The sequence below is a fragment of the Pseudomonas edaphica genome (genome assembly GCF_965277385.1).
GTDB classification, from domain to species: domain Bacteria; phylum Pseudomonadota; class Gammaproteobacteria; order Pseudomonadales; family Pseudomonadaceae; genus Aquipseudomonas; species Aquipseudomonas edaphica.
Window position 1 is genome coordinate 1,344,269 of the sequence record NZ_OZ255725.1, and the last position, 15,542, is coordinate 1,359,810.

Annotated in this window: 16 protein-coding genes; 11 read left to right on the forward strand and 5 right to left on the reverse strand. The window is 59.0% G+C overall.

Annotated elements, in window-relative coordinates; genetic code table 11:
• Positions 1 to 30 precede the first annotated feature (30 nt).
• Entirely contained in the window at positions 31 to 633 is a 603-nt protein-coding gene (mobA, locus tag ACQY47_RS05880) for a molybdenum cofactor guanylyltransferase MobA (protein WP_177033532.1), read from the forward strand.
• A 79-nt stretch (positions 634 to 712) separates the two neighbouring features.
• Positions 713 to 934, forward strand: a complete 222-nt coding sequence (locus tag ACQY47_RS05885; protein WP_017136187.1) for a YgdI/YgdR family lipoprotein — start codon at positions 713 to 715, stop codon at positions 932 to 934.
• A 56-nt stretch (positions 935 to 990) separates the two neighbouring features.
• Here the strand turns inward: ACQY47_RS05885 and ACQY47_RS05890 are convergent, their stop codons facing one another.
• The 3 genes from ACQY47_RS05890 to ACQY47_RS05900 all read right to left on the reverse strand — a co-directional run bounded on the left by ACQY47_RS05890 (position 991) and on the right by ACQY47_RS05900 (position 3,318).
• The gene (locus tag ACQY47_RS05890; RefSeq protein ID WP_428556460.1) at positions 991 to 1,881 is read right to left on the reverse strand and encodes a pseudouridine synthase; all 891 of its coding nucleotides are present in this window, start codon (positions 1,879 to 1,881) and stop codon (positions 991 to 993) included.
• Between the two features lie 71 nt (positions 1,882 to 1,952).
• A complete protein-coding gene (locus ACQY47_RS05895) occupies positions 1,953 to 2,288 on the reverse strand; it encodes a hypothetical protein (protein ID WP_003189932.1) in 336 nt (111 codons plus the stop codon).
• Between the two features lie 118 nt (positions 2,289 to 2,406).
• Positions 2,407 to 3,318 carry a LysR family transcriptional regulator gene (locus ACQY47_RS05900; RefSeq protein ID WP_428556463.1) on the reverse strand — a complete coding sequence of 304 codons (912 nt, stop codon included), beginning with the start codon at positions 3,316 to 3,318 and terminating at the stop codon, positions 2,407 to 2,409.
• Between the two features lie 166 nt (positions 3,319 to 3,484).
• Between ACQY47_RS05900 and lysA the strand changes: the two genes are divergently transcribed.
• Positions 3,485 to 4,816: a diaminopimelate decarboxylase gene (gene lysA / locus ACQY47_RS05905; RefSeq protein WP_428556466.1), complete on the forward strand. Its 1,332-nt coding sequence runs from the start codon at positions 3,485 to 3,487 to the stop codon at positions 4,814 to 4,816.
• Between the two features lie 40 nt (positions 4,817 to 4,856).
• Here the strand turns inward: lysA and ACQY47_RS05910 are convergent, their stop codons facing one another.
• Both ACQY47_RS05910 and ACQY47_RS05915 read right to left on the reverse strand, forming a co-directional pair.
• A complete protein-coding gene (locus tag ACQY47_RS05910; RefSeq protein ID WP_428556469.1) occupies positions 4,857 to 5,093 on the reverse strand; it encodes a glutaredoxin family protein in 237 nt (78 codons plus the stop codon).
• Between the two features lie 89 nt (positions 5,094 to 5,182).
• On the reverse strand, positions 5,183 to 6,391 hold the full coding sequence (locus ACQY47_RS05915) for an ammonium transporter (RefSeq protein WP_138450029.1): 1,209 nt from the start codon (positions 6,389 to 6,391) through the stop codon (positions 5,183 to 5,185).
• A gap of 352 nt (positions 6,392 to 6,743) precedes the next feature.
• Here ACQY47_RS05915 and ACQY47_RS05920 point away from each other — a divergent pair, with 352 nt between their 5' ends.
• The 8 genes from ACQY47_RS05920 (at position 6,744) to ACQY47_RS05955 (ending at position 15,530) form a co-directional block, all read left to right on the forward strand.
• The gene (locus tag ACQY47_RS05920) at positions 6,744 to 7,058 is read left to right on the forward strand and encodes a DUF883 family protein (RefSeq protein WP_017136182.1); all 315 of its coding nucleotides are present in this window, start codon (positions 6,744 to 6,746) and stop codon (positions 7,056 to 7,058) included.
• 5 nt (positions 7,059 to 7,063) lie between these two features.
• Complete coding sequence (locus ACQY47_RS05925; RefSeq protein ID WP_017136181.1) at positions 7,064 to 7,453, forward strand: phage holin family protein; 390 nt, start codon at positions 7,064 to 7,066, stop codon at positions 7,451 to 7,453.
• Positions 7,450 to 7,782, forward strand: a complete 333-nt coding sequence (locus ACQY47_RS05930) for a hypothetical protein (protein ID WP_017136180.1) — start codon at positions 7,450 to 7,452, stop codon at positions 7,780 to 7,782. The genes ACQY47_RS05925 and ACQY47_RS05930 overlap by 4 nt, the downstream gene beginning before the upstream one ends.
• Before the next feature lie 92 nt (positions 7,783 to 7,874).
• Complete coding sequence (locus ACQY47_RS05935; protein WP_428556474.1) at positions 7,875 to 9,038, forward strand: EAL domain-containing protein; 1,164 nt, start codon at positions 7,875 to 7,877, stop codon at positions 9,036 to 9,038.
• Positions 9,039 to 9,109: 71 nt separating this feature from the next.
• A complete protein-coding gene (locus ACQY47_RS05940; RefSeq protein WP_017136178.1) occupies positions 9,110 to 10,441 on the forward strand; it encodes a deoxyguanosinetriphosphate triphosphohydrolase in 1,332 nt (443 codons plus the stop codon).
• Between the two features lie 166 nt (positions 10,442 to 10,607).
• The gene (locus ACQY47_RS05945; protein ID WP_428556478.1) at positions 10,608 to 11,003 is read left to right on the forward strand and encodes a response regulator; all 396 of its coding nucleotides are present in this window, start codon (positions 10,608 to 10,610) and stop codon (positions 11,001 to 11,003) included.
• Between the two features lie 256 nt (positions 11,004 to 11,259).
• Positions 11,260 to 11,886 carry a response regulator transcription factor gene (locus ACQY47_RS05950; RefSeq protein ID WP_017136176.1) on the forward strand — a complete coding sequence of 209 codons (627 nt, stop codon included), beginning with the start codon at positions 11,260 to 11,262 and terminating at the stop codon, positions 11,884 to 11,886.
• Between the two features lie 8 nt (positions 11,887 to 11,894).
• Complete coding sequence (locus ACQY47_RS05955; RefSeq protein ID WP_428556482.1) at positions 11,895 to 15,530, forward strand: transporter substrate-binding domain-containing protein; 3,636 nt, start codon at positions 11,895 to 11,897, stop codon at positions 15,528 to 15,530.
• The last annotated feature ends 12 nt before the right edge of the window (positions 15,531 to 15,542 follow it).

Below are 15,542 nucleotides of genomic sequence, written 5' to 3' on the forward strand. Positions count from 1 at the left end.
CCCCTATTTGCCTGCCGCTGCGGAACCACCATGTCGCTTGATTCTTCGCCCCTGCCTTATTCGATCCTGCTGCTGGCCGGCGGCCGTGGCCAACGCATGGGCGGCCAGGACAAAGGCCTGCTGCCCTGGCACGGCCAGCCATTGGTTGCACATTTGCAGCGCCTGACCCGACCGCTGACCGATGACCTGATCATCTCGTGCAACCGCAACCATGAGCAGTACGCGCCCTATGCCGACCAGTTGGTGAGCGACGACAGCCCGGACTTCCCCGGCCCGCTGGCGGGCATCCGCGCGGGCCTGGCCGCCGCGCGCCATGCGCATGTGCTGATACTGCCGTGTGACGTACCCAACATCGACGTGGGACTATTGGCCGATTTGTGTGAGACGGCACACCGCAACCCGCAGGTGCCGGTGATGGTACGCCATGGCGAGTTCTGGGAACCCTTGATCTGCATCATCCCCACCCACCTCAAAACCCAGGTACAACAGGCATGGGACGCCGGTGAGCGCAGCCCGCGCAAGATATTCCTGCAGTTGGGCGGTGTGGGCCTGGAATGCCAAGCTGACGACCCACGCCTGGCCAATCTGAATACACCCGAGCTGTTGCACCCTGGGTCTGGCGTGTCAGAATGAACCTCGCACAAGGAACTTTGTCGACGCCATGCGCGTCACAAGGTCAGCTATTTAAAAGAATTCTCTTGGAGACAAACTCATGACTCAACGGACCATCGCCGCTCTCATGCTTGCACTGGGCCTCGCCACTCTCGCCGGTTGCGCTTCGCCTACAGTGATCACCCTGAATGACGGTCGCGAAATCCAGGCCGTCGACACCCCTAAATACGACAAGGCTTCGGGCTTCTACGAGTTCGAACAACTTGACGGCAAGCAGACCCGTATCAACAAGGATCAGGTTCGCACCGTTAAAGACCTGTAAGTCTTAAGCGTTTGCCCACAAGGCCCGCCATGTGCGGGCCTTGTCGTTTCTGGCGGTTACCAGTCGAGGGTGATGCGGCTGCGAAAATGGCGTTGTTCACCGGTCACCGGGTCAATAAAGCGCACGCCCTGGGCCAGCAGTTTGAGTGGGTTGGCGTAGTCGTCCTCGGCATCCTTGAGCACATCGGGGTAGAACGGGTCGTTGCAGATACTCGCCCCCAGCGCCGTCATGTGTACCCGCAGCTGGTGCTTCTTGCCGGTCACGGGGAACAGTCCGTAGCGCCACAGATCGCCATTTTTCTCGCGCACTTGCACCGCCGTTTCAGTGTTGCTGGCGCCCGGCCCTTCCTGCATGCGAAAGAACGGCTGGCCATCGACCAGGCGACTTTTATGCACCAGCGGGAAGGTCAGGTCGGGTAAGGCCGGGGCAATGGCTTCGTAGAATTTATCAATGCGCCGTGTGGGAAACAGCTGCTGATACGCCGACCGGGTTTGCGGGTCGGCCGAGAACAGCACCAGCCCCGCCGTGTGCCGATCAATACGATGCAAAGGCACCAGCGCGGGGTTGTCCAGGCGACGAATCAGGCGGCGCAACAGGGTTTGCTCGACGTATTCGCCGGCCGGGGTCACCGGCAGAAAGTGTGGCTTGTCGGCCACCACCAAGTGCTCGTCGGCATACAGGATGGTTTCCTGAACCGGGATCACCTTCTCATTCGGCACTTCGCGAAAATAGTAAATGCACAGGCCTTCCTTGTAGGCGAGGTCCAGGCTGATCGGCTGGCCATTGATGTCCAGGACACGGCCACGGGCGACGCGGTCCAGCCAGTGTTCACGGTTGATCGCCGGAAAGTGCTCGCACAGGCAATCGAGCACCGTCGCCCAGGGGCCGGGTGGCAGGTACAAGGTGCTGGCTTGATGCTGGGACGCAGAGAAAGCGGATGTGGACATGCAATGCTCGAAACCTGGATAAACCGGCAGGCATTATCCCGCATGGAGCGCGGTTGAGCCTAGGGCGGATCTCAGGCCTTGGCCAATTGCGCCCGCAGTACCGGCGAAGCACTGGCCGCCTCGGTGAACTCCTTAAGCCAACGCAACACATCCACCGCCTCCCAGCGGCCGGGATCGTAGAGCGCGTACAACAAGCCCTGGTAACCCACCACGTCCAGCTGCTTGTGGTAACCGGCGCGCTGGAACAACGCCTCGATCTCGGCAAAGCAGGTATTGAAATGCACTTTGTTAAACGGCGTCTTGCCTTCCGTGACCAGGCCGTCGAGGCGCAGCTCGTTCACCGCGTCGCGCACGACGTCGGCGGACATGCGATTGACGCTGCTTTTCAGTTGTTCAACATTCACCACGGGCGTTCCCTCTATTCAATCGCTGTACAAACATACAGTAACGTAATATTCGGAAACTCGCCATCGCGAAAACGCGCCCGGGCGATCAAGAGCACCCGTGCACGACCAGTGGGTTTGCTCAGAGGTTCTGCAACTGAGCACTTATGCGCTGACAATTGCTGCGCAGCACCTCCACAAAGTGGAGGACGCTGGACGATTCGGGGCGGTGCAATGGCCGTACGACACTCACACAGTAAGAAATCGAATGGGAAAAACGCCGGATCTGCAAACCTCTGCCTACATAGTCCAGAGCGGTGAGCGGATTGACGATTGCTACGCCCACACCCAGGTTTACGGTCGCACACACAGCGCTGGCGTTATGCGTTTCGACCACCAGCCGTCTCTCAATGCCCGCCTGCTGAAAGATCGCGTCGGTTTTGATCCTGTAGGGGTCATCCGCCGCAAGGTAAACAAAGTTTTGCCCATTGAAGTCCTCTGGCGTGAGGACTGCTTTTGCATTAAGCACATGATGAGAAGGCAATACACACACCACATCAAGGTTTAACAAGGTTTCGCTGTGGGTTCCAGGTGGTGTCTCAAGGGTTTCAGTCAGCCCCAAATGATAACGCTGAGCCGTCAGTGACTCTTCCAGGGCGGGAGATTCCTGCGGCGTGACATTGATGCTGACACCCGGGAATTTAATACAAAAATCCTGGCAGACCTGTGGCAGCAAGGCATTCGAAAACGCAGGCTGGCAGGTCAGCGAAATTTGCCCATGGCGAAAGTGCCGGATGGCCTCAGCGGCGTTCTTGACGCGAGCCAGGCCCACATAGCTGCGCTGAACTTCATCGAAGAGCATCAGGCCATGCTCGGTGGGAATCAGTTTTGCGCCCGCGCGTTTGAACAAGGTCAACTGGGTCAAAGTTTCAAAACGACTCAGCTCGCGGCTGATAGTGGGCTGCGAGGTATGCAGCAATGCCGCGGCAGCGGTCGCACTGCCGGTGGTCATGACCGCCCAGAACACTTCCACATGGCGAAAACTGAAATTCATGAGCAAACCCACGCGTTGAATTGAATGGGTCGAACCATATCAGAAATGAATAGATGGCCATCATTTTGATATTTTTTCTTTATTTTTTCGCCATGCACACTTGCATCGTCTGCGCCGAGAAACCTGTCAGTGCGTTTAGTCGGAGTCATCCAATCGAGGTAGGAAGATGGACCATTTTAATTTTATCAACGGCCATTTACATGTAGAGCAAGTGGATGTAAGTGCCATTGTCGAACAGCACGGCAGCCCTGTTTATCTCTATTCAGCACAGACGCTGAAAAATCACTATGCCGTACTACAAAACGCATTTTCTGCACTGGCGCCTTTGATTTGCTTCTCGGTTAAAAGCTGCAGCAATCTCAGCGTCCTCAAGCTCTTGGTCGACCAAGGATCCGGCCTCGATGTGGTCAGTGGCGGTGAACTGTACCGGGCACTGATGGCAGGCGTGACCGCAGACAAGATAGTGTTCGCGGGTGTCGGCAAGTCCCACGAAGAAATCAGCTATGCCGTTGACGTGGGCGTATTCCTTTTCAATGTGGAGTCCGAGGCAGAGCTGCTGCGCCTGGATGCGGTAGCGTCGGCGGCCGGCAAGCGTGTAAAGGTGGCCATTCGGGTCAATCCGGATGTGGTGGATGCCGGTACCCATGAGAAAACGGCCACTGGCGGCCGCCAGACGAAATTTGGCATACCGATTGAACGCGCCTATGAACTGTTTACCCCAAAGCGTTACGCGAGCGTCGATGTCGTTGGCATCCATATACATCTCGGGTCCCCGATCCCATCGGCCCACACCTACTTGTCTGCCATCGACAAGATTGAAGAAATGGTCAACCGGCTTCAGGCCGCTGACTGCCCGATTGAGTTCATCAATATCGGCGGTGGGTTTCCAGCGCAATACAGCAACGAAAGCAATCCCGTCTGTTCATTGACTGAAACGGGAGCGCATATTTGTGAGCGTCTGCAAGAACTGAAACGTCGTGGTCTGCGCTTCATCATTGAGCCGGGCCGTTCGATCAGCGCGAACGCGGGCGTTTTACTCACCACGGTCGAGTACATCAAACAAGGCTGGGACCGCAAGATTGCGATTGTTGATGCGGGTATGAACGTCCTGCTGCGCCCCACTTTATACGGCGCGAATCACGTCATCTGGCCAACCCGATTTGGCGACTTTTCCGGCCATTGGACGGCGTTGAGCGAGAGCGTCCGTGAGGCGGGAGCCGCGCCTCTGGAAGAGGTCGACATTGTTGGCCCCATTTGTGAAACCGGCGATCACTTCGCATTAGGCCGGCCCTTGCCCGTACTGGAAGACGCAAGCTTGTTGGCGATTTTCTCATGTGGCGCTTATGGGATGAGCATGGCCAGCCAATACAACTCCCGAGGGCGCCCACCAGAAGTGCTGGTGGAGGGAGCACACGCCAAATTGATACGGCGGCGCGAAACCCACGATGACTTGATCGCGCATGAGCGCTGCGGTCTGGAGAACACTCAAAACGCTTGAACAACCAAAGCCTGGTGGTCGGCAAGCCACCGGGCTCGCGCTATTTAAGGAAGTTGACCACCTGTTCGGTCTCGAACGGCCAATCCAGCTCCGCCCCTGTATCGGCGCGCCGAAGCACCGGGATGCGCAGCCCGTAAACTTCAGTGAGGTCGTCGGGGTCAGTAATATCCACTAACTCCACCAGCAACCCGCCCTCGACGAGCGGCATGATTTCGGCTTCAGCAAGCTCACAGAGATGGCAACCCAGGGTGCCGAACAACTGGCATTCAGGAAGCATGGCGAATGGACTCGATCAAAAACAGGCAACCATTCTAAGCCCACCCACCTGACTGTGGCGAGCGGGCCAGCCTGTTGCCAGACAGTCGATCAATCCTGGCTGACCGCACCAATTTTGTGAATCGACAGGTCCGCGCCGTAATACTCCTGCTCCTGGCTCAAGCGCAGGCCGTGTACACGCTTGATCACGCCGTATACCAGCAAGCCGCCGCCCAATGCCACGGCCACGCCCAGCGCGGTGCCGATCAACTGGCTGATCAGGCTGACGCCGCCCAGGCCACCGAATGCGGTCTGGCCAAAGATCCCGCAGGCAATGCCGCCCCACACACCACACAGGCCATGCAGCGGCCATACGCCCAGCACGTCGTCGATCTTCCAGCGATCCTGGGCGGCAATAAAACACCACACGAACAGCCCACCCGCGACCACGCCCGTGACCAGCGCGCCCACTGGGTGCATCAGGTCGGAGCCGGCGCAAATCGCCACCAGCCCTGCCAGCGGGCCGTTGTGCAGGAAGCCAGGGTCATTGCGGCCGATCACCAAGGCCGCGACCGTACCGCCGACCATCGCCATCAGTGAGTTGACGGCGACAAGGCCGCTGACACCGTTGAGGGTTTGCGCGCTCATCACGTTAAAGCCGAACCAGCCGACGATCAGAATCCACGAACCCAGCGCCAGGAACGGAATGCTCGAAGGCGCAAACGCGACCAGCCGCCCTTCCCTGTAGCGCCCGTTGCGCGGGCCCAACAGCAGCACCGCCGCCAGCGCCAGCCAGCCGCCCATGGCGTGCACCACCACGGAGCCGGCAAAGTCATGGAAGCTGGCGCCAAAGCGCGCGAGCAACCAGGCTTGCAGGCCAAAATTGCCGTTCCACACCATGCCTTCGAAAAACGGGTAGATAAACGCCACGATCAGCGCGGTGGCACACAGCTGCGGGGCGAACTTGGCGCGTTCGGCAATGCCGCCGGAAATGATCGCCGGGATCGCGGCCGCGAAGGTCAACAGAAAGAAGAACTTCACCAGGCCATAGCCGTGATCGGCGCTGATCACCGCCGCCGGCTGCATAAAGCTCACGCCATAGGAGATCCAATAGCCTATAAAGAAATAAGCCAGGGTCGAGATGGCGAAGTCACTGAGGATTTTCGACAGGGCGTTGACCTGGTTTTTCTGGCGCACGGTGCCGACTTCGAGGAACGCGAAGCCGGCGTGCATGGCCAGGACCATGACCGCACCTATCAGGATAAACAGGGTATTGGAGCTGTGGACGAGGGTGTCCACTGCGCTTTGCAAATTTTCCATGGAGGTTGGCAGGCCTGCATTCAAGGCAAAAAGCACCAAAGCGGTTCAAGCCAGGGTTGCGCGCACTAAATTGGCACCACCGGCACCGCCCCTCTTGAGAGGGCGTGAACCGCTTTAGCGCAGCGATCAACACAATGAGCCGTTGCCGACAGGGTTTTTCCGCGAGTTTGTGTGATTTAGGGTAAGGTTTTTCCAGGCATTGGCCTCGATCCGCCCCGACTCGGCGCAAGCCCCAGGGCCTGCGCACCAAGGCAAAGCAAAAGCTGTACCAGACAATTGAACTGAACCTTCACCGAAACCGGTGACTCGAAACCACACGTACCAAACAGATCAGCCAATCACGGAGATACCCATGGCCAGAAGAACTGCAAAGACTGCTCAAGAAATACTGATGGCGGATTTCCAAACCCTGGTCAGTGACACCGAAAAGTTGCTCGACGATACCGCCGTGCTGGCCGGTGACCAGGCCGATGAGCTGCGCAGCAAGATTCACGAGAGCCTGCTCAAAGCCCGTGAAACCCTGCAACTGACCGAAGATTCCCTGCGTGAACGCGGCCAGGCGGCGGTCACGGCCACCGAAGATTACGTGCAGGCCAACCCTTGGCAGTCGGTGGGCATTGCCGCCGGCGTGGGCTTTTTGATCGGCCTGCTGGCTACAAGGCGCTAACTATCATGTCTATCGGCGAAACCGGCTCGTCCACGGGCACCAGTTCCACTTCACGACGCCTGGGCGCAGCCGTTCTGGGCTTGCTGCACAGCCACGTCGAATTATTTGGCATCGAGTTGCAGGAACAGAAAGCCCGCACCGTGAGCCTGTTGCTGTTCGCAGGCTTGGCGCTGGTGTTTGCCCTGTTATTGCTGGTGGGGTTGTCGACCTTGGTGATGATTCTGGTGTGGGACACCGGCTATCGTCTCACCGGGATTATCTGCCTTTGCGTGTTCTACAGCCTGGCCGCGGCCTTCTGCGGGGTGCGCTTGAAAGCGGCGGTGTTCGATGAGTCCACGCCCTTCCACGCCACCCTCGAAGAGCTGGCCAATGATCGGGAGCGCCTGCTGCCATGAGCATGACTGAAATCCCGCAAAACACCTCGCGCCGGGAAATGCGCAAGGCGTTGATTCGCCTGCGCATGGAAATGCATCGCCAGGAGATCCGTCACGAGTCCCAGCAACTGATGGCGCCGCTGAACAAAATGCGCGACATGCGCCACAACTGGCAAGACAGCCTGGGCATCAAGCACGCGCCGCTGTGGGGCGTGGCGGCGGTGACCCTGATGGGCTTTTTTACCGGCAAGGGCGCCAAGGGCGGCGGCATCAGCAGCCTGACGCGCCTGGTGCGGCTGGGTGCCGGTTTGATCCCGCTGATCAAATTGGCCATGCAGCGTAAAGGCTGAAGCTGGCTGGCTGCATTCTTGCAAACAGAATCGGCCCGGCCCTCGTCACTGAGGGCCGGGCCTTTTTTCGCCAGCTCTCTTAAGGAGGCCCCGTGATCGACGGGCAACCGCTCGCCTGTTTCCAGCCATTCATCGACACCGCCACCGGGCGCATTGCCGGCGTCGAGGCCCTGGGCCGCCTACGTCAGGCCGATGGCCGCTTGCAATCGGTGGGGCCGCTGTTTGCCGACCCGCGCACACCGGGCGTGGCCCTTCGCCGCCTGGACCGGCAGATCCGAGAGAATGCCTTGAGCCGCCTGCATGAAGCCCCCGCCGACTGGTTTCTGAGCCTGAATATCTCACCCCGCTGGATCAACCGCCTGCGCCCTGGCCAAGCCTTGCCCAGCCTGAAACAAGTGCAGGCCCACAATGTCGATCCGCGGCGCATTGTGTTTGAAATCACCGAACTGGGCGGCGACATCCAGCGCCTGGCCGAGGTGGTCGCACGCTATCGCGACGCTGGCGCACGCATCGCCATCGATGACTTCGGTGCCGGCTATTCGCAACTCGACCGCGTACTGGCGCTGCAGCCGGATATTCTCAAACTCGACATGCGCCTGTTCCAGGAAGCCGCCAAAGGCGGGCCGAGCAGTGACGTGGTGCGGGCACTGGCGCAAATGGCCGAAAAAACCGGCTGCTGGATCATCGCCGAGGGCGTGGAAACCGAGGCGCAACTGAATTTTGCCCTGGAGTGCGGCGCACGTTATGTGCAGGGCTATCTGTTTGCCCAGGCCCAACTGGACTGGTTTGCGGCCGATGCGTTCGTCGCGCGTTTTGCCCAATTGCGCGGGGTTTACGTGCAACACAAACTCGCCGAGCGTGGCCGTGTGATGCAGTTGCGCGTGCAATTGGCCGAGCTGATGAACATCCTGCAACGCTGGGCACAGGCCCGCGCGCCGCTCGATCAACTGCCCCAATTGCCGGACTTTCCATGGCTGCTGCGCTTTTACCAGTGCGACCGCCATGGCACCCAACTGACGCCCAACTTCGAGTGGCGCCAGGATGCCTGGCAAGCCGACAGCCGCTACCTGGGCCACAACTGGTCATGGCGGCCATATTTCTATTACTTGCTCGCTGAAGGCTGGGAGGAGCGGCGCCTGACGCTGTCGTCGACCTACCGCGATGCCACCACCAACCAGTACTGCCTCACCGCCGGGCAGTTCTTCGATAACGGTCAGCGCTTGCTGTTAATCGATATCGATGCGGCCGGCCTGTAGATTTTTGCTTGCCGATGCCGCGCTGAACCGGGAAGCTGGGAGGGTCATTCACCGCACGGAGAGTAACCGCCTTGGATTGGCCCACCCTGCTTACCCGCGAACGTCTTGGAAAACCCCTGCACAGCCCGGAAGAACTCGGCCGTAGCCCGTTCCACAAAGACCACGATCGGATTATTTTCTCCGGCGCGTTCCGCCGCCTGGGCCGCAAGACCCAGGTGCACCCGGTGTCCAGTAACGACCATATCCATACACGTCTGACCCACTCCCTGGAAGTCAGCTGCGTCGGCCGCTCCCTTGGCATGCGTGTCGGCGAAACCTTGCGCAGCGCCCTGCCCGACTGGTGCGAGCCAAGCGATCTGGGCATGGTGGTGCAATCGGCTTGCCTGGCCCATGACATCGGCAACCCGCCGTTCGGGCACTCGGGTGAAGATGCCATTCGCCACTGGTTCCAACAGGCGGCCGGACGCGGCTGGCTGGATGACATGAGCAGTGCCGAACGCAACGACTTCCTCAATTTCGAAGGCAATGCCCAAGGTTTCAGGGTGCTTACCCAGCTGGAGTACCACCAGTTCGACGGCGGTACACGACTGACCTACGCCACCCTCGGCACTTACCTGAAGTACCCCTGGACCGCCCGCCACGCGGATTCGTTGGGCTACAAGAAGCATAAGTTCGGTTGTTATCAGAGCGAGTTGCCGATCCTTGAACAGATCGCCCACAAGCTCGGCCTGCCCCAGCTGGAAGAGCAACGCTGGGCCCGTCACCCGCTGGTCTACCTGATGGAGGCGGCCGACGATATCTGCTACGCCTTGATCGACCTCGAAGACGGCCTGGAAATGGAGCTGCTCGAATATGCCGAAGTCGAGTCGCTGCTGCTCGACCTGGTGGGTGATGATTTGCCCCAGACCTACCGGCAACTGGGCCCGCAGGATTCACGCCGGCGCAAGCTAGCGATCCTGCGCGGCAAGGCCATTGAGCACCTGACCAACGCAGCGGCACGCGCCTTCGTCGAGCAGCAGGACGCCTTGCTCGCCGGCACGCTGCCAGGCGACCTGGTGGAACACATGCACGGCCCGGCCAAGCGCTGTGTACTGGACGCCAAGGACATGGCGCGCAAGAAAATTTTCCAGGACAAGCGCAAGACCCTGCACGAAATCGGCGCCTACACCACCCTGGAAATCCTGTTGAACGCGTTTTGCGGTGCCGCCCTGGAGCAGCATGGAGGGCGCACGCCGTCGTTCAAGAACCGGCGCATCCTTGACTTGCTGGGCAACAGTGCGCCGAATCCTGCCTGGTCGCTGCACGCTTCGTTTCTGCGCATGATCGACTTTATCGCCGGCATGACCGACAGCTACGCCACCGAAATGGCACGGGAGATGACCGGGCGTTCCAGCCCACAGTAAAACCTTAGGTTATGCCGCCTGCGTCCCGTACAGACTTTACCTACGACGGGAACAGAGCGGCCTGATCGAATTCGCACATCCGCTCGAGGAATAATCGCGCACGCTTCTTGCGAACCCGACACGCAATTCCTACGTCACGCCCCTCTGACTGAGCCATGTGCCTTCTATGCCCATACCCCGTCTTCGAATCCTATTGGTGGAGGATCATCCCTTTCAACTCCTGGCCACTCAGTGCCTGCTCAAAAGCTTCGGTTTCGAACAACTGACCCTTGCGGAAAATGCCGAGCAGGCGATCCGCTCGATGTCTTGCGCCACCCGCCCCTTTGACTTGATGCTGTGCGATCAATGCCTGCCTGACCTGCCTGGGCTGGAACTGGTAGACATTGCCAGCCGCCAACACTTCATCACCGGCGCAATCCTGTTGAGCGGGCTGCCCGCAACAGAGTTGTCCAACCTGACACTCCAGGCCCGGCAGCGCGGGCTGCCCCTGCTTGGTTATTTATTGAAGCCCCTGAATAAAGACGCACTGGCAGAGTTGATTGAGCCACTACTCTCGTTATAACTGTAGGACTATAAACACCGCTCACCGGTAAACAATCGCCGCAAAACCATCGCCGAATCCCTGGCACGGCTCCAAGGCTTACTGATCCAACTATTGCTTACATCCGACGACGCAAAGCCTTATCGAACGGTAGGTCGTTACCTTTTATTATGTAGGAATTCTCCTGTTTTATATCTACTCCCCCCAACGCTCGTCCTCCTCCCTCTTCTTCTGAGCTAATGTGCCCGCTTTATTTGCACTTGCATGGAATATGATTATGAACACGGTTTTTATCATTGATGATCACCCGGTTATCAGGCTGGCGATTCGCATGTTGCTGGAACACGAAGGTTATAAAATCGTTGGCGAAACGGACAACGGTTGTGACGCGATACAAATGGTTCGCGAATGCCTGCCCGACCTGATCATCCTGGACATCAGTATTCCGAAACTCGACGGCCTCGAAGTGCTCTGCCGATTCAACGCGATGAACACCTCGATGAAAACCCTGATCCTGACGGCCCAGAGCCCGACGTTGTTTGCCACCCGCTGCATGCGCTCGGGCGCAGATGGCTATGTGTGCAAGGAAGGCGACCTGAGCGAACTGCTGAGTGCCATTCGTGCGGTACTGTCTGGCTACAACTACTTCCCCAGCCAGGCACTCAATTCCAATGGCGCCGACAGCAAGGACGCACTGGAACTTGAGTTATTCAAGGCCGTGAACGACCGGGAACTGATGGTGCTGCAACTTTTTGCACAAGGTCGTACGAACAAAGAAATCGCCAAAGGTATGTTTCTAAGTAACAAGACAGTAAGCACTTACAAAAAAAGGCTGATGCAAAAACTTAAAGCCAAGTCCTTGGTAGAACTTATCGAGATGGCAAAACGAAACGCGCTAGTGTGAGAAAGCGGATGCCAAGGCGTATAAAGGACTATCTGATTATATTATTGGCCGGCCTGTGCTTGAGCACTACCGTGCCCGCGGCCACTCAAATCGGACCGGAACACTTCACCTTATTGAGCCGCGCGGGTACCGTTCAACTCGATATTCAGCTGGATAAGACCCAGCGCCAGTGGCTAATGTACAAACGCGAGCTGGTACTGGGCACCTCGGCACCCGACTATCCGCCCTTCGACCTCACCTCCAGCGGTCGCGACTATGAAGGCCTGACCGCCGATTACGCAGGGCTGCTGGCCAAAGCCATGGCCTTGCCCGTCAAGGTATTACGTTATCCGACACGAGACGCCGCGATCCATGCGCTGGAAACCGGGGAAATCGACCTGCTGGGCTCATCCAATGGCTTTGAGGCCGCCAACCCGAAACTCATCCTGTCGCAGCCGTATGCGGTGGACCAGCCCGTACTGGTGACCCGCGAAGGTGAAACGCGCAGTTTAAGCGATGGCCTGGCTGGCCTGCGCTTAAGCCTTGTTTATCACTACCTGCCGTTGAACGAAGTGAAAAAACTGTACCCGCAGGCGGATATCCGCGCCTTTCCTTCCTATCAAAACGCGCTCAATGCCGTGGCGTTCGATCAGGCGGACGTGTTTCTGGGGGACACTATTTCCACCCATTACATGATCAACAAGGGCTACCTCAAAAATATCCACATGGCCAACTTCGGCAAGCATGAAGCCTATGGGTTCAGCTTCGCCTTGCGTCACGATCAGGACGTTCTACTGAGTATCGTCGACGCGGTGCTGACGGCCGTTCCCGTTAATGAACGAGACAGCATCGCCAAGCGTTGGAGCGCCGGCAGCGACATCTTGCTGACCGACAAGAAACTGCAACTGACCCAGCGTGAAGAGCGCTGGCTCAAAGATCACCCGGTGGTAAAAGTCGTGGTCAATGAGACGTTCGCGCCGCTGACGTTCTTCGATGCCGACGGCAACTTTCGCGGTATTACCGCCGACCTGCTGGAACTGATCCGCCTGCGCACCGGCCTGCGTTTTGAAATACAGCGCAGTCGCGAAGTCAGCACGATGATCGAGCAGCTCACCACGGGTAAAGCCGATATCATCGGGGCCATCGTCCCCAGCACCGAACGCGAGGTTCAGCTCAGCTTCAGCCGCCCGTACCTGGAAAACTCCTACGTCCTGCTGACCCGCAAGGAGCCCGACGCGGCCACAAACCTGGAGCAGATGGCAGGCAAGCGCCTGGCAATCACCCTCGGTAACCCGCTGGAAAAAACCTTGCAAGAAAACTTCCCACAGATTCGCCTGGTGGAAGTCAGCGATACCTTCAAGGCCTCGGAAATGCTGGCTCAGGGAAGCGTGGACGGGGCCGTGAACTCACTGGTCATCGCCAACTATTTCCTGGCCTCCCAGGTGTTCCAGGACAAACTGCAGATCAGCGCCAGCATTGGCACGCTGCCCGCCACCTTCGCCCTGGCCACGCCGCGCGGTGCCGTCGAACTGAGCTCAATCCTGGACAAGGCGCTGCTGAGCATTGCCCCGGACGAAATGGGCGTGATCAACAGCCGCTGGCGCGGTTACACGCCAGCCTCGGACAGTTACTGGCGCAATTACCACCAACTGATTGCGCAAATCATCATTGGCACCGGGTTGCTGCTGCTGATTTCCCTGACCTGGAACGCCTACATGCGCCGCCAGATCAAGCACCGCAAAATGGCCGAGCGCGCCCTCAATGACCAGTTCGAGTTCATGCGCGCACTGGTCAATGAAACACCGCACCCAATCTATGTGCGTGATCGCAAGGGCCTGTTGCAGACCTGTAATGACAGCTACCTGCAAGTGTTCGGGGTCAAACGCGAAGAGGTGATCGGCAAGAGTGTGGTGCAAATGGACATGGCCCTGGCCCCTGAGGCTGCGCAGTACCATGCCGACTACCAACGGGTGGTGGTGGAAGGCACGCCATTGATCCTCGACCGCACCCTGCACATTCACGGCAAAAAACTCACGATCTACCACTGGATCCTGCCCTATCGCGACTCGGACGGCGAAGTTCAGGGCATCATCGGTGGCTGGATCGATATCAGTGACCGACGCCAACTGTTCGACGAGTTGCGCACTGCCAAGGAACGCGCCGACGAGGCTAACCGCGCCAAAAGCACCTTCCTCGCCACCATGAGCCATGAAATCCGCACGCCGATGAATGCCGTGATCGGGATGCTGGAACTGACGCTCAAGCGCGCCGATCAGGGCCATCTCGACCGTCCGGCTATCGAAGTGGCCTACAACTCGGCCAAGGACCTGCTGGAGCTGATCGGCGATATCCTCGACATTGCACGTATCGAATCCGGCCGCCTGAGCCTGGCTCCCGAGCGCGTGAACCTGCGCGAAGTGATCGAATCGGTGGTGCGCGTCTTCGATGGTCTGGCCCGCCAGAAAACCCTCAGCCTGTTACTCGAATTCGACCCCAATCTCGACAACACCGCCGTGCTGATAGACCCGCTGCGCTTCAAGCAGGTGCTGTCCAACCTGGTCAGCAACGCGATCAAGTTCACCGAGCGCGGGCAGGTGAAGATCAAGGTGCAGGTGCAAGCCACCGAGCAGCCCCAAGAGGTGCAGATGAAGCTGGTGGTCGAGGACACAGGCATCGGCATCAGCCGGGACGACCAATTGCGCCTGTTCGAACCCTTTGCCCAGGCGGACAACTCCGGGCACCTGGCCAGGAGCGGAGCGGGCCTGGGGCTGGTGATCTGTCGCAGCCTGTGCGAGATGATGGGTGGGCAACTGAGCCTGAGCAGCGTGCCAATGGTGGGCACTCAAGTGCAGGTCAGCCTGAAGATGACCTGCCTCAAGCCCATTGAAGCGCTGGACGAGCTCAAGTCTCAGGCGCCGACAGCCGCGGCGGTGCTCAATGTGCTGGTAGTGGACGACCACCCGGCGAACCGTTTGCTGATGTGCCAGCAATTAGGTTACCTCGGGCACCAGTTCACGGCAGCCCAACATGGCGCCGCCGGGTTTCAGGCCTGGCGCCAGGAGCACTTCGACCTGGTGATTGCCGATTGCAACATGCCCATCATGAATGGCTATGAGCTGAGCCGTTCGATCCGTGAATACGAGCAGCGAGAACAGCAGGTGCCCTGCGTAATCCTCGGTTTCACCGCCAATGCCCAACCCGAGGAGAAACTTCGCTGTGCGCAGGCGGGCATGAATGACTGCCTGTTCAAGCCCATCAGCCTCACTGCACTGGAGCAGCAACTGGCGCAGATCAAACCCCGATCCAGCGGCCAGCGGCTGGAACTCGATTGCCTGGACGCACTGACCGGAGGCGACCCGCAGTTGAGCCGGCGTTTGCTTGCGCAACTGTTAAGCAGCAGCCGTCAGGACCGCGAGGACCTGGTGGCCTTGATGGCCCGCCAGGCAGCGCCCCAGGCGATCATTGAGCAAGCCCACAAGATCAAGGGCGCCGCGCGCATCGTCCAGGCAAGTGCATTGGCCGCGCAATGCGAAGCACTGGAGCTGGCCTGCGCCCGCAACGAGGAGCGCCCCACGATAGACATGGGGGTCAAGGCCCTGGAAAAACTCATGCTGGAGCTGGAGAGGACGTTGCAAGTGCAGCTCCATCAGTTGGACAGCCAATAACGGCGGCCGACC

Coding starts and splice junctions, on each gene's coding strand:
- ACQY47_RS05900 (WP_428556463.1), bottom strand. CDS start 3,318: ATGAATTTCAGTTTTCGCCATGTGGAAGTGTTCTGGGCGGTCATGACC.
- ACQY47_RS05950 (WP_017136176.1), top strand. CDS start 11,260: ATGAACACGGTTTTTATCATTGATGATCACCCGGTTATCAGGCTGGCG.
- ACQY47_RS05910 (WP_428556469.1), bottom strand. CDS start 5,093: ATGCTTCCTGAATGCCAGTTGTTCGGCACCCTGGGTTGCCATCTCTGT.
- ACQY47_RS05920 (WP_017136182.1), top strand. CDS start 6,744: ATGGCCAGAAGAACTGCAAAGACTGCTCAAGAAATACTGATGGCGGAT.
- lysA (WP_428556466.1), top strand. CDS start 3,485: ATGGACCATTTTAATTTTATCAACGGCCATTTACATGTAGAGCAAGTG.
- ACQY47_RS05890 (WP_428556460.1), bottom strand. CDS start 1,881: ATGTCCACATCCGCTTTCTCTGCGTCCCAGCATCAAGCCAGCACCTTG.
- ACQY47_RS05925 (WP_017136181.1), top strand. CDS start 7,064: ATGTCTATCGGCGAAACCGGCTCGTCCACGGGCACCAGTTCCACTTCA.
- ACQY47_RS05915 (WP_138450029.1), bottom strand. CDS start 6,391: ATGGAAAATTTGCAAAGCGCAGTGGACACCCTCGTCCACAGCTCCAAT.
- ACQY47_RS05930 (WP_017136180.1), top strand. CDS start 7,450: ATGAGCATGACTGAAATCCCGCAAAACACCTCGCGCCGGGAAATGCGC.
- ACQY47_RS05955 (WP_428556482.1), top strand. CDS start 11,895: ATGCCAAGGCGTATAAAGGACTATCTGATTATATTATTGGCCGGCCTG.
- ACQY47_RS05945 (WP_428556478.1), top strand. CDS start 10,608: ATGCCCATACCCCGTCTTCGAATCCTATTGGTGGAGGATCATCCCTTT.
- mobA (WP_177033532.1), top strand. CDS start 31: ATGTCGCTTGATTCTTCGCCCCTGCCTTATTCGATCCTGCTGCTGGCC.
- ACQY47_RS05885 (WP_017136187.1), top strand. CDS start 713: ATGACTCAACGGACCATCGCCGCTCTCATGCTTGCACTGGGCCTCGCC.